The sequence below is a fragment of the Pseudomonas sp. 8O genome (genome assembly GCF_902506495.1).
Lineage (GTDB): Bacteria > Pseudomonadota > Gammaproteobacteria > Pseudomonadales > Pseudomonadaceae > Aquipseudomonas > Aquipseudomonas chaetocerotis.
This window is the reverse complement of sequence record NZ_LR733267.1, coordinates 474532-486877: the sequence shown is the minus strand read 5'-3', so window position 1 is coordinate 486877 and position 12346 is coordinate 474532. Positions and strand designations below refer to the sequence as shown.

At 62.5% G+C, this 12346-nt stretch carries 11 protein-coding genes and 1 tRNA gene; 8 read left to right on the top strand and 4 right to left on the bottom strand.

From position 1 onward, the window contains the following. Window positions 1-10 precede the first annotated feature (10 nt). From queE to nadA, 4 genes are all read left to right on the top strand, one after another. On the top strand, window positions 11-658 hold the full coding sequence (queE, locus tag GV002_RS23565) for a 7-carboxy-7-deazaguanine synthase QueE (RefSeq protein ID WP_160020674.1): 648 nt from the start codon (window positions 11-13) through the stop codon (window positions 656-658). 2 nt (window positions 659-660) lie between these two features. Further along, window positions 661-1335, top strand: a complete 675-nt coding sequence (gene queC / locus GV002_RS23560) for a 7-cyano-7-deazaguanine synthase QueC (protein WP_160020673.1) — start codon at window positions 661-663, stop codon at window positions 1333-1335. Between the two features lie 58 nt (window positions 1336-1393). Continuing rightward, window positions 1394-1469: transfer RNA gene (locus tag GV002_RS23555), tRNA-Lys, on the top strand. Window positions 1470-1606: 137 nt separating this feature from the next. Next, window positions 1607-2665 carry a quinolinate synthase NadA gene (gene nadA / locus GV002_RS23550; RefSeq protein ID WP_003241694.1) on the top strand — a complete coding sequence of 353 codons (1059 nt, stop codon included), beginning with the start codon at window positions 1607-1609 and terminating at the stop codon, window positions 2663-2665. A 122-nt stretch (window positions 2666-2787) separates the two neighbouring features. Here nadA and GV002_RS23545 read toward each other — a convergent pair whose 3' ends face one another. Together GV002_RS23545 and GV002_RS23540 are read right to left on the bottom strand one after the other, a co-directional pair. After that, on the bottom strand, window positions 2788-3861 hold the full coding sequence (locus tag GV002_RS23545; RefSeq protein ID WP_160020672.1) for an LOG family protein: 1074 nt from the start codon (window positions 3859-3861) through the stop codon (window positions 2788-2790). A gap of 131 nt (window positions 3862-3992) precedes the next feature. Next, a complete protein-coding gene (locus tag GV002_RS23540) occupies window positions 3993-5396 on the bottom strand; it encodes an MBL fold metallo-hydrolase RNA specificity domain-containing protein (RefSeq protein ID WP_160020671.1) in 1404 nt (467 codons plus the stop codon). Window positions 5397-5520: 124 nt separating this feature from the next. Between GV002_RS23540 and GV002_RS23535 the strand changes: the two genes are divergently transcribed. Then, window positions 5521-7923, top strand: a complete 2403-nt coding sequence (locus tag GV002_RS23535; protein ID WP_160020670.1) for a xylulose 5-phosphate 3-epimerase — start codon at window positions 5521-5523, stop codon at window positions 7921-7923. Between the two features lie 37 nt (window positions 7924-7960). Continuing rightward, window positions 7961-8155 carry a hypothetical protein gene (locus GV002_RS23530; RefSeq protein ID WP_160020669.1) on the top strand — a complete coding sequence of 65 codons (195 nt, stop codon included), beginning with the start codon at window positions 7961-7963 and terminating at the stop codon, window positions 8153-8155. 13 nt (window positions 8156-8168) lie between these two features. Here the strand turns inward: GV002_RS23530 and GV002_RS23525 are convergent, their stop codons facing one another. Further along, window positions 8169-8570 carry a quorum-sensing-regulated virulence factor family protein gene (locus GV002_RS23525; RefSeq protein ID WP_160020668.1) on the bottom strand — a complete coding sequence of 134 codons (402 nt, stop codon included), beginning with the start codon at window positions 8568-8570 and terminating at the stop codon, window positions 8169-8171. 289 nt (window positions 8571-8859) lie between these two features. On the opposite strand from GV002_RS23525, the gene GV002_RS23520 reads away from it, so the two are divergent. Both GV002_RS23520 and GV002_RS23515 read left to right on the top strand, forming a co-directional pair. After that, window positions 8860-10548 carry an OmpP1/FadL family transporter gene (locus GV002_RS23520; protein ID WP_160020667.1) on the top strand — a complete coding sequence of 563 codons (1689 nt, stop codon included), beginning with the start codon at window positions 8860-8862 and terminating at the stop codon, window positions 10546-10548. A gap of 60 nt (window positions 10549-10608) precedes the next feature. Beyond that, entirely contained in the window at window positions 10609-11331 is a 723-nt protein-coding gene (locus tag GV002_RS23515) for a tRNA-uridine aminocarboxypropyltransferase (RefSeq protein WP_160020666.1), read from the top strand. Here the strand turns inward: GV002_RS23515 and GV002_RS23510 are convergent. Continuing rightward, on the bottom strand, window positions 11291-12217 hold the full coding sequence (locus GV002_RS23510; protein ID WP_160020665.1) for a DMT family transporter: 927 nt from the start codon (window positions 12215-12217) through the stop codon (window positions 11291-11293). The genes GV002_RS23515 and GV002_RS23510 overlap by 41 nt on opposite strands. Window positions 12218-12346 lie beyond the last annotated feature (129 nt).

The window sequence follows — 12346 nt, the reverse complement described above, 5'->3', positions numbered from 1 at the left end:
CGTGGCTACCATGCAAGAAACCCTGCGCATCACCGAGATTTTCTACTCGCTGCAGGGGGAAACGCGTACCGCTGGCTTGCCAACGGTATTCGTGCGCCTTACCGGCTGCCCCCTGCGCTGTCAGTACTGTGATACCGCCTACGCCTTCAGCGGCGGTGAAATCGTCACACTTGACAGTATCCTCGATCAAGTGGCCGCCTATCGCCCGCGTTACGTCTGCGTCACCGGTGGTGAGCCGCTGGCTCAGCCCAATTGCATTGCCTTGCTCACGCGCCTGTGCGACGCCGGCTACGAGGTATCGCTGGAAACGAGTGGCGCACTCGATGTCTCCGCAGTCGATCCCCGGGTCAGCAAGGTGCTGGATCTGAAGACGCCAGGCTCTGCCGAAATGCAGCGTAATCGCTACGAGAACATCCAGTGGCTGACACGCAACGATCAGGTCAAGTTCGTCATCTGCTCACGCGAGGACTACGACTGGGCGGTATCCAAGTTGATCGAGTACGACCTGGCCAGCCGAGCCGGCGAAGTACTGTTCTCGCCCAGTCACAAACAGGTCGATGCGCGTGCGCTGGCCGACTGGATCGTGACCGACAACCTGCCTGTACGCCTGCAATTGCAGTTGCACAAGATTCTCTGGAACGATGAGCCGGGACACTGAACATGAACGACAAGAAAGCGGTCATCCTCCTTTCCGGTGGCCTGGACTCGGCCACCGTGGTAGCCATGGCGAATGCCGAGGGCTACAGCTGCTACAGCATGAGTTTCGATTACGGCCAGCGTCATCGCGCCGAGTTGCAGGCAGCCGAACGTGTGGCGCGGCAGTTGGGTGTAGTCGAGCACAAGGTGATCGGCCTGAACCTCAATGGCATCGGCAGCTCGGCGTTGACCGACAGCAGCATCGCCGTGCCGGAGTCCCCGACCGAGGGCATTCCAGCGACCTATGTGCCGGCGCGCAATACCGTTTTCCTGGCGCTCGCGTTGGGCTGGGCCGAGGTGCTCGAGGCGCGCGAGATCTTCATTGGCGTCAACGCAGTGGATTACTCGGGCTACCCGGATTGCCGCCCCGAGTTCGTCGACGCCTTCGAGCGTATGGCCAACCTGGCGACCAAGGCGGGTGTGGAGGGGCAGGGCTTCACCATTCGCGCGCCGCTGCAGCAGCTGAGCAAGGGTGAGATCATCCAGGCTGGTATGCGCCTGGGGGTGGATTATGCGCTCACGGTCTCCTGCTACCAGGCCGATGATGATGGCCGCGCCTGTGGCAAGTGTGACAGCTGCCGCCTGCGTGCAGCTGGTTTCGCCGCCGCCGGTGTGCCGGATGTAACGCGCTACTTCTGAAAAAGTTTTCGCGAAGTGTTGATTTCCTGAATTAAATCAGTATCATGCGCCTCGCGTTGGGTCGTTAGCTCAGTTGGTAGAGCAGTTGGCTTTTAACCAATTGGTCGTAGGTTCGAATCCTACACGACCCACCAGATCGCAAAAGCCAGTCGTGAGACTGGCTTTTTTTTGCTCTCGGAAAAGCCCTCTGGCCGATGTTGCCCCGCCTGTGGCGATGGGCAACCAGGGGGTATACTCGCAGCTCGCTCAAGAGCGCCGCAGGTTCGATGATATGACGCAGATTTCCGAACGCCTTCTGGTTCAAGCCCACCTCGATGCCAAACAGCCCAAGCCGCTGACCGCCGAGGAAGAGGCCTTCTATCGCCGTGAAATCGCCGCCGAGCTGAAGAAGCAGAACGCGGTGCTGGTGGCGCACTATTACTGTGATCCGGTCATCCAGGCGCTCGCAGAGGAAACCGGTGGCTGCGTTTCCGACTCCCTGGAAATGGCCCGCTTCGGCAATCAGCACCCGGCGCAGACCGTTGTGGTGGCCGGGGTCAAGTTCATGGGCGAGACAGCGAAGATCCTCAACCCGGAAAAGCGCGTACTGATGCCGACTCTGGAGGCGACTTGCTCGCTTGACCTGGGCTGCCCGGTGGACGAATTCTCGGCCTTCTGCGATCAGCACCCGGAGCGTACCGTGGTGGTTTACGCCAACACGTCGGCGGCGGTGAAGGCACGTGCTGACTGGGTGGTGACGTCCAGCTGCGCGCTGGAGATCGTCGAGAGTCTGATGGATAACGGCGAGACCATCATCTGGGCGCCGGACAAGCATCTGGGCAACTACATCCAGCGCGAGACCGGCGCCGACATGCTGCTGTGGGATGGCGCCTGCATCGTGCACGAGGAGTTCAAGTCCAAGCAGCTGTTGGACATGAAGGCACTGTATCCGGACGCCGCCATTCTGGTGCACCCGGAATCGCCGCAGAATGTGGTGGAGTTGGCCGATGCCGTGGGTTCCACCAGCCAGTTGATCAAGGCGGCGCAGACCCTGCCGAACTCCACCTTCATCGTCGCCACCGATCGCGGCATCTTTTACAAGATGCAGCAGCTGTGCCCGGACAAGACCTTCATCGAGGCGCCAACCGCCGGCAATGGTGCCGCCTGCCGCAGCTGCGCGCACTGCCCGTGGATGGCGATGAATACGCTGGAGCGTGTGCTGACAGGCTTGCGTCAGGGTTCAGGCGAAATTCACGTCGATCCGGCGTTGATTCCCAAGGCGATCAAGCCGCTCAAGCGCATGCTCGACTTCACTCAGGCGGCGCGGATGAAGGTCGCCGGCAACGCCTGACCGCCAGCAGTCAAAAAGAAGCCCGGCCAATGCTGGGCTTCTTGCTTTGCGTAGCCCGGATGCAATCCGGGAAGGGCGAGCGGCCAATACCCCCGGATTGCATCCGGGCTACGTAGGCTGCGTTAGCTCACCCAGTTTTCCGGTTCGTTGACCACATTAAGCAGCGCGCGCAGGCGGCCGTAGTCGCGACCATTGAAGGCAAAGGCCAGGCGGCTCAGGTGGCATAGTTCCGGTTCGTCGCGCTCCTGCTCGCAATGGGGCTGCTGGGTAAATCCACCTTCCTTGCACAGGCTGGCGAAGTCGCTGTCCAGCTTCGCCAGCGCCGCCTCGTTGAGTGGATGATTGAGGCGAATCACGAAGCGATCCTTGAGCCAGCGGCTGGAGTGGAAGTTGCGGTAGAAGCGGGCGATTTCATCCACCGCCTCTTCGGCGCTGTAGACCAGATGCATCAGGTTGAGGTCGGTGGGCAGGATGTAACCGTTGTCGCCAAGCTGGCGACGGATGAAGCCCAGTGCATCTTCCCAATAGCTGCCGCCCGGCTGATCGAGCAGTACCACGGGCACCAGTGGGCTCTTGCCGGTCTGGATCAGGGTCAGCACTTCCAGCGCTTCGTCGAGGGTGCCGAAACCGCCGGGGCACAGCACCAGGCCGTCGGCTTCCTTGACGAAGAACAACTTGCGCAGAAAGAAGAAGTGGAACGACAGCAGGTGATGGCTGCCGCGCATGGTCGCGTTGGCGGTTTGTTCGAAGGGCAGGGTGATATTGAAACCCAGGCTGCTTTCCGCGCCGGCGCCTTCATGGGCTGCCGCCATGATGCCACCACCGGCACCTGTGACCACCATCAGGTCGCGGTGTGCCAGTAATGCGCCGAGCTCGCGCGCCTGCCGGTACAGGGGATGATCGGGCGGAGTTCGTGCTGAGCCGAACACCGTTACCTTGCGCCGCCGTTTCAGTTGTTCCAGCATGCCGAAGGCATGCTCCATCTCGCGCAGCGTCTGCATCATGATCTTGGCGTCCCAGCGGTTACGATCCGCCTGGGCCATGTGGATCACCGTGGTGAGCATTTCGCGGTAAAGCGCCAGATTGGGGCTGTTGCTCGGGGTGGCCAGCGCTACCAGTTCCTCCACCTTGTTGCTCAGGTCGACCTCGCTGGTTTGCACGTGGCGTGACAGATAGTCGTCCGGTTCAAAGGGCATGGAAACTCTCCTCTTCTAGGCCTGTGAGAGACGAGGAGCCTCTCCTGTTGGCCGGTTCCTTGATTATGGAGTGTTGAACAGCTTGCCACAGGCAGTCTGCCGTTTCGTTGCGACCTTTTCGTAAGCGCCGATTACAGGGCGATCTGTTCACCGGGTTCGGGAATGTTGGCAATCCAGTTCAGGCGCTCGCGCAGGGCGCCTTGCAGTGTCTGCATCTTTTCCAGTTCGCCATGCACCAGATACAGCTCGGGGTGATGCTCGAACCGGCTGGCCCAGTCGAGCAATTGCGATTGCCCGGCATGCGCGGAGAAACCGCCCAGAGTATGTACCTTGGCCTTCACCGCGATGCGCTGATGCAGCACCTTGACCGTTTCGGCTCCGTCGACGATCAGGCGACCCAACGTGCCCTTGGCCTGGAACCCGGGGAATACCAGATGGCAGTTCTCGCGCCAGAGGTTGTGCTTGAAGTGATGGACGATACGCCCGCCATTGCACATGCCGGCACCGGCGATGATGATCGCGCCGCTGTTGATCCGGTTGATCGCCATCGATTCTTCGGCTGTCGGTGTGCTGCGCAACACTGGCAGCCAGTCCTCGATACGCTTGACGCCCTTGGCGGCCAGCGCTGCACGATCTGCGGCCGCGAACTGGTCATGGAAGCGGCTGTAAATGGCGTTGGCGCGGATCGCCATGGGGCTGTCGAGGAACACGGCCTGCTGCGGCAGGCGGCCTTCCTGATAGAAGCGGCCGAGGTAGTAGATCAGGTCCTGCGTGCGGCCGACGGCGAACGACGGGATCAGTACGTTGCCACCTTCCTTGTGAGCCTGCTGAAGAATGTCTGCCAGCTCTTCCAGGGTTTCGTTGCTGGTGCGATGGTCGCGGTCGCCGTAGGTCGACTCCATCAGCAGCACGTCCGCCTGGTTCAGCTGTGTCGGCGCCTGCATCAGCGGTGAGCAGGTGTTGCCCAGGTCGCCGGAGAACACCAGGTGACGTCGCAGGTGGTGATCCTCTACCTGCATCTCGACGATGGCCGAGCCGAGGATGTGGCCTGCATTGTGGAAGGTGACATGCACGCCCTTGGCTACCTCGACCGCTGCGCCATAGGTATGCGCGTGGCGCTGGCTGAGCGCCTGCTCGGCATTGGCGATGGTGTAGAGCGGCTTGACCGCTGGCTTGCCCTGGCGTGCGCGCCAGCGGTTTTCCCATTCGGCGTCTTTCTCCTGGAGGAAGGCCGAATCCATCAGCATCAGCTCGAGCAGTTCGCAACTGGCTTCAGTGGCGTGAATCGGGCCGCGATAGCCCTCGGCGACCAGGCGCGGCAACAGCCCGCTGTGATCGAGGTGGGCGTGGGAGACCACCACCGCATCCAGGCTGCTCGGATCGAAAGAAAACGCACTGCGGTTCAGATCTTCTTCCTGGCGGCGTCCCTGATGCATGCCGCATTCGAGCAGTACCTTGGCGCCATCGCGGCTTTCCACCAGGTAGCAGGAGCCGGTGACCTGTTGAATCGCACCGAGAAAAGTGAGCAAGGCCATGGTTTGTTCCTTGTCGTGATGATGAAGCGAGTCTGCCGCTTCGAACCGGCGCGGGTCTTGATGCAGGTCAGCGGGTGCTTCGTAGCGATACCTAAACTGCAGGCAAGCATTCAGGAGAGCACTCATGACCCAGCTATTGCCCGACGCCGCCACCTTGGCTCGGCACGCCCAGCAATATCCCGACTTTGCCCGCTGGCAAGTTGGCCACGGACCTGTCCAGCATAGCCCGCAGACCCGCGCCGCCGTCTTTCGTCTGGCCCATCAACTGGTGCAGAGCGGTTTGCAGCCCGACCTGCCGAGCGTCTACCGCCTGTTGCGCGCGCTGGACTCGCTGACGGCAGCCGGCCTCTGGTTGGTGGTACACATGACTTATGCCCAGCGCGTTCGGCTCGATGGCCAGCCGCTGCAGGCCGATGATTTCAAGCCCGTGCCCGAAGGGCATACCGGCGGCGCGCTGAACATGGTGCCGGCCTATGCCGGCTACCTGGCGCTCAACGCCCTGACGGGTGAGACGCGTGGCTGGTTGATGGGCCAAGGCCATTGCGTGGCGGCGATCGAGGCGCTGAACCTGCTGACCGGCAACCAGCATCCCGAGCAGGCCGCCCGTTACGCGTGTGACGAGACGGGCATGAGTCGCCTGGCGGCGGACTTCTACAGTTACGCCCAGGCTGCGGACGGCAGCCCTGGCGTGCCGTTGGGCAGTCATGTCAATCCGCACACCGCCGGCGGTATCGCCGAAGGCGGATACCTCGGGTTCGCTGAGTTGCAGTACGCACATCTGCCATTGCCAGGGGAGAAACTGGTGGCGTTCCTGTCCGATGGCGCCGCCGAAGAGCAGCGCGGCAGCGACTGGATGCCACGCTGGTGGCGTGCCGAGGATTGTGGCGTGGCGCTACCGGTGATGATCGCCAACGGCCGGCGTATCGAGCAGCGTACCGAGTTGGGCACGCTGGAGGGCCTGGAAGGGTTTCGCCGGCACCTGCGCGGCTGCGGCTTCGATCCGGTGAGCTTCGATGGGCGTGATCCGGCAGCCTTCGTCTGTGCGCTGTGGGAGATGGAGCAGCGCCTGGCGCATCGGCTGGAGGAGCTCGATCGCGAGCTGATCGGTTATCCCTTGCCGATGCCCTACGGCATTGCCGAGACCACCAAGGGCTATGGCTTCTTTGGCGCTGGCTGCAACGCCGCTCATAATCTGCCGCTACCGGCCAGTCCGGCGCAGGATGATTACGCGCGCGAGCTGTTCAACCAACATGCTGCGGCCTTGTGGGTAGAGCCGCAGGTGCTGTCGGAAGCCTGCAGTCTGTTCACTGCACGCAAGGGTCGTGTACTGGAGCGGGATAACCCACTGGCACGGCGTCAACCACTGCAGCCGGTACAGCCTGAGCTGCATTTTCATGGTCGGCCCTGTTCGCCCATGACTGCACTGGATCGTTATTTCGTCGATCTGGTGCGCGCCAACCCACAGTTGCGGCCGCGTGTCGGTAACCCGGACGAACTGGCCAGCAACCGTCTGGGCGGTGTGCTGGCAGCGCTCAAGCACCGCGTCAGCCAGCCTGAGAGCGAGCTGGAGTCGCTGCACGGTGCGGTGATCACCGCGCTCAACGAGGAGGCTGTGGTCTCTGCCTGTCTGGCCAATCAGGGCGGCCTGAATCTGGTGGCCAGTTACGAGGCGTTTTGCGTGAAGATGCTCGGTGCCGTGCGCCAGCGTCTGATCTTCGCCCGCCAGCAGAAAGAGGCGGGACGTCCAGCCGGCTGGCTGGGCTGGCCGCTGGTGGCCACTTCGCACACCTGGGAGAACGGCAAGAACCAGCAGTCGCATCAGGACACTACCTTCTGCGAGGCGCTGCTGGGCGAGATGCACGATGTCATGCGTGTGCTGTTTCCGGCCGACCACAATTCGCTACTGGCCCTACTGCCTGGCATCTACCAGGAGCGCGGCCGGCTCGCTTGCCTGGTGGTGGCCAAACGTGAACAACCCTGCAGCTTCACCGTCGAACAGGCGCAGCAACTGGCCCGTGAGGGGGCATTGCTGGTCGATGCCGAAGGCGATGGCGAACCGGTGCTGCTGATTGCCAGCGGCAGCTATCAGCTGCACGAGATGCGTCGCGCCGCCGTTCGTCTGAGCGAGCAGGGTGTGGCCTGGCGTCTGATTTACTTGCAGGAACCAGGGCGCTTTCGTATGCCGCGTGATGCCTGGGAGGCGTCGAGTGTGGCCAGCACCGCTCAGCGTGAGGCGCTGTTCCCGATTGCCTGTCGACGGCGCGTGTTGCTTGGCCACATGCGCCCGGAAGTGGCCTTAGGGCATCTGTCGACGGTGCTGGGCGATGCTGCTACGTGTCATGCGCTTGGTTATCGCAACCGTGGCGGCACTTTCGACGAAGCCGGCATGCTGTTCGCCAATGGCTGTACCTGGGCGCATGTCCTGCAAAGCGTCGCCGAGGTGCTCGGCGTATCGATCGATGCCTGGCTGACGCCTGAGGAACGTGCGGCTCTGGCAGGCAGGGGGAGTCCTCGCTCCCTGCGTTGAGCCTGCTGACTGGGTCAATGGTAAGGGAGAGGCAGGTATGCCCAAGTTGATTCTGGAGATCGAAACGGACCTCTATCGCCTGCTGCAGCAGGCAGCGCTAACCAATCGACTGAGTCTGGAGGATGAATGTCGACGTCGCCTCGAGGGCGGTGTACGACGTTCGCGCTATATGGAGGCCTTGCTCGCCGAGCTGCGCGCCGATGAGGCGCAGCGGCGAGCGGAACGGGACTGACGGCAGCCCTGGGTCAGAGGCCGCAGTCGCTCTTGTCGAACACTTCGACGGTAACCGGGCGATTGCTGCGGTACTCACTGAACTGGTAGCGCAGCTGTGCGCCCTGGGCCAACAGGTTGCGATAGCCCGGATTGCGGCAGACGCTGGCGGCCAGTTGCGCGCGCACGGTATCGGGGTTGCCGCGCATCTGCGCTGCATGCGCTTCACGCACGCTGAGGTGGTTGATCAGCGTGTGGCCTTCCACGGTGTAGCCCTGATCGAGAATGTCTTCATTGATCGCTCGCGGCGTGCCCTCGCTGCTTTGCCGGGCGACCTGCTCCAGGGTGCGAGTCAGTTCCATCTCCTTCAGCGAGGCTGCCTGGGCAGTGGGAAGCATCAGGCTGAGCGCGAGAGCGGGGAGGATGTAACGCAGCATGTCATGTGACTCCTGAAAGCGTGGACGAGGGTTGGACAGGGCCTCGCAGCGAATGTTCGCGCCGCTGGCCATTTGCCCGCCTGAAACTAAGTGTTACTGATGGGGACATGCTGGCCTGTGGCCGCCGCCCATCACCACGACCAAAGGCCGGGGATCATCGGCCAAACCTGCACGTCACAGGCATTGAGCCGCCGTCGCAGTCGGACGTCGCCAGTGCAGACCTGCCTGAAGTCTGCCGCTGGTGCAGGAAGGACTGCGCGGTGTTCAAGCAGCGTGCAGGAGAATAACAATGACAATGCTCTCTCGGCGCTGGCCATCGCGGGTGATGGTCGGCAGTTTACTGGTTTTGCCCGTTGCGCAGGTGCAGGCATCCGGTTATCACTTCGGTTCGCAATCGGTGGCGGCGCAGGGTTCGGCACATGCCAACGGTGCCGAGGCGGCCGACCCTTCGACCATTTTCTACAACCCCGCTGGCCTTGCCCGGCTCAAGGGCACCCAGGTGACCTCCGGCCTGAGCATCCTGCTGCCGGATGGCGATTACGAGGACAAGGGTAGCCGCGACGTGTTCGGCAATTCTGTCTCGGGGGATGCGGGCGAGTTCCTGCCTGATGCCGCCGCTGCGCCCAACTTCTATTTTTCCCATGAGATCAACGACCGAGTGACGGTCGGTCTGGGCATCTTCACTCCGTTCGGCGCGAAGCTCGACTACAAGGAGGACTGGGCTGGGCGCTACGGCATCCAGTCGGCCAGCCTGGAGACGGTGACCTTCAACCCGAGCATTGCCTTTCGCTTCAATGAACACCACAGCATCGGTTTCGGTGTTTCGGCACAGTACATCAAGTCGGTGCAGCGCGGTGCGGCGGATGTCAAAGGCGCGTCGCGGCAATTGGCTGGGCAGTTTGTCACTGCCAATCAGGATCTGACCGAGCTGGCCGCATCACCGCTTGGTCAGTTTGCCATTCCTTTGCTCTACGGCATCGATGTGCCCGGTGAGATCAGCAGTTGCGACGGTCAGGCCGATGACGCTTTCGTCGACTGTGTGGCGAAGAACTTCGCCGACAACGTCCAGGGTGACGGTTACTTCCGGGTCAAGGGCGATGACTGGGGGTTTGGCTGGAATATCGGCTACCTGTGGGAGCCGACCGAAGCGACGCGCTTTGGCGTGTCCTATCGTTCCAACATTCGCCACACCCTTGAAGGCGAGACAAAATGGAGCTTCGCCGGCGTGTCCGGCAGCGTGCCTTCACCCGATACCGATTTGAGCGGTGGCATCGATCTTGGCATCATCACCTTGCCGCCAGCCGATGCATTGGGGCAGGTGCTGGACCCGGACAACTGGGTCAATCCCGGCAATTTCGCCGGCTCCAGGCTGCACCCCAACTCCAAGGCCAAGACCGCCATCGATACACCGGAGATGCTCTCCTTCAACGCCTTCCATCAGCTCAACGACAAGATGGCGCTCATGGCGGATCTGACCTTCACTCGCCATTCGCGGCTCGACGAGGTGCGCATCGGTATCGATCAGGTGGCTGGCTATCCTTACTTCAATGGCGTTACCGAGGGCGACCTGAGCGTCAAGCAGGACTGGAAGGACAGCTACAAGATCTCTCTGGGCATGAACTACCAGTACAGTGATGACCTGCTGCTGCGTACCGGCGTTGCTTACGACCGCTCTCCCGTCAACTCGCCGCAGCTACGCCATCCGGCCTTTCCTGATGCGGATCGCTACTGGCTTTCGCTCGGCGCCAACTACAAGGTGATGCGCGACACCTCGCTGGATTTCGCCTACAGCTACGTGCAGTTCTCCAGCGGCAAGATGGACTACCAGGACGGCTGCTCCCCGGCCGGCTGGGTGCCAGGTGCCGGCGGGCTGTATCAGGACAGTGGAGTGCGCTGCACCGGCAACGGCGGCAACTACACCGGTGAGTACAACACCCACATCCACTTCATCGGTCTGGCCTTGAACCACAGCTTCTGAGCCATCTGAGTGACGAACGGGGGTGCTAGAATCGCCCCCCCGTTCGCTGTCGTTACCGCCATGACCCATCCAGCCCCACATGCCGTCGCCCGCCTGCGCACAGAGCGCCTGGCGCGCAGCGTCAAACCCTTCATCGCCCGTGGCTCGCGTGCCGAGCGCTGCCCGCACTGCCGGGTGCAGCCTACTCATTGTCTGTGCGCCTGGCGCCCGCAGGTCGAGGCCAATGCCGCCATGTGTCTGGTGATGCATGACATTGAGGCGCTGAAACCGAGCAATACCGGCTGGTTGATTGCCGACGTGGTGCCGCAAACCCACGCCTTCGGCTGGGCGCGCACTGCCGTCGACCCGGCGCTGCTGGAGCTCTTGGCCGATCCGCAGTGGCAGCCTTATCTGGTTTTTCCCGGCGAGTACGTGGCGCCGCAGCGCGTGGTGGAGGAGGTGGCGCTGGCGCCCGGCAAGCGGCCGTTGTTCGTGCTGCTGGATGCCACCTGGACCGAGGCGCGCAAGATGTTTCGCAAGAGCCCGTATCTGGACGCACTGCCGGTGCTGAGCCTGACGCCAGCGCAGCTATCGCGCTATCGACTGCGCCGCTCTACCCGCGGCGAGCACCTGTGCACCGCCGAGGTGGCTGCCATGTGCCTGGAGTTGGCTGGTGACCTGCGCGCCAGCGAGGCGCTGGACGATTATCTCGACGTTTTCAGCCAACATTATCTGGCGGCCAAACGGCGTCTGCCGCTGGACCTCAACGATGCTTTGCATCAGCGTTTGCAGGCGTACCGCTGAGTTCGAGTGGCAGAGGCTTCGGCCATAGCTGGGCCAACAGCATGCCGGCGAACATCAGCGCGCAGCCGAGATAGCCGCGCAGTTGCAGCATTTCACCGAGCAGCAGGGCACCGGCGATAGCGGCGAATACGGCCTCCAGCGAGAGGATGATCGCCGCATGCGAGGCGATGGCGTGCTGCTGGGCGATGACCTGCAAGGTAAAGCCGATCGCCACGCCGAAAATGCCGCCATAGAGGATGGCTGGGCCTGCTTTGAATATGCCCTCCAGCGTTGCCGTCTCGAACACCAGGGCCAGTGTCAGGCTGATCACTGCGCAGGTGGCGAACTGGATCAGTGCCAGGCGCAGCGGGTCGTGGCGGCTGGCGAAAAAACCCACCAACAGCACGTGGATACCCCAGACGAAAGCGCCAGCCAGCTGCAACCAGTCGCCAGATGCCACGGTGAAGCCTTCGCCGACGCTGAGCAGGAACATGCCGACTACCGCCAGGCTGGCGCCCAGCCAGATGCCCAGGCTGCTTTTCTGGCCGATGAACAAACCGAGCAGCGGTACCACGATCACATACAAGCCGGTGATGAAGCCGGAGTTGGTCACGGTGGTGAACATCAGGCCAACTTGCTGCAAGTTGATACCGATCGCCAGAGCCAGACCCATGATGGCGCCGCCCAGCAGCAGCCCGCGACTCGGTGCCGACCGGGGTTGCTGGCTGCGTCGCTGTATCAGGATGATCACCGGGATCAGCACCAGGCTGGCGAGGACGAAGCGCAGACCGGAATAAAGGAAGGGACCGATGTTTTCCATACCCAGTTGCTGGGCGACGAACACGCTTCCCCAGATCATCGCGGTAATCAGCATCAACAGGTCGGCGCGCAGGGCTTGGCTTCGCATTGGAGCGTCTCGGCGGTAAAGCTGCGCATCCTGCCGCAAAGCATTGAGCTTGACCACCCCGCCACAGCTCGGCATGCTGAGCGCCGCCGTCGGTCCGAGTGGGGAGTCTGTGATGCTGGATGTGCAGTC

Excerpts from the sequence above, each read along its gene's own strand:
- queE (WP_160020674.1), top strand. The coding sequence starts at position 11 with ATGCAAGAAACCCTGCGCATCACCGAGATTTTCTACTCGCTGCAGGGG.
- queC (WP_160020673.1), top strand. The coding sequence starts at position 661 with ATGAACGACAAGAAAGCGGTCATCCTCCTTTCCGGTGGCCTGGACTCG.
- nadA (WP_003241694.1), top strand. The coding sequence starts at position 1,607 with ATGACGCAGATTTCCGAACGCCTTCTGGTTCAAGCCCACCTCGATGCC.
- GV002_RS23545 (WP_160020672.1), bottom strand. The coding sequence starts at position 3,861 with ATGCCCTTTGAACCGGACGACTATCTGTCACGCCACGTGCAAACCAGC.
- GV002_RS23540 (WP_160020671.1), bottom strand. The coding sequence starts at position 5,396 with ATGGCCTTGCTCACTTTTCTCGGTGCGATTCAACAGGTCACCGGCTCC.
- GV002_RS23535 (WP_160020670.1), top strand. The coding sequence starts at position 5,521 with ATGACCCAGCTATTGCCCGACGCCGCCACCTTGGCTCGGCACGCCCAG.
- GV002_RS23530 (WP_160020669.1), top strand. The coding sequence starts at position 7,961 with ATGCCCAAGTTGATTCTGGAGATCGAAACGGACCTCTATCGCCTGCTG.
- GV002_RS23525 (WP_160020668.1), bottom strand. The coding sequence starts at position 8,570 with ATGCTGCGTTACATCCTCCCCGCTCTCGCGCTCAGCCTGATGCTTCCC.
- GV002_RS23520 (WP_160020667.1), top strand. The coding sequence starts at position 8,860 with ATGACAATGCTCTCTCGGCGCTGGCCATCGCGGGTGATGGTCGGCAGT.
- GV002_RS23515 (WP_160020666.1), top strand. The coding sequence starts at position 10,609 with ATGACCCATCCAGCCCCACATGCCGTCGCCCGCCTGCGCACAGAGCGC.
- GV002_RS23510 (WP_160020665.1), bottom strand. The coding sequence starts at position 12,217 with ATGCGAAGCCAAGCCCTGCGCGCCGACCTGTTGATGCTGATTACCGCG.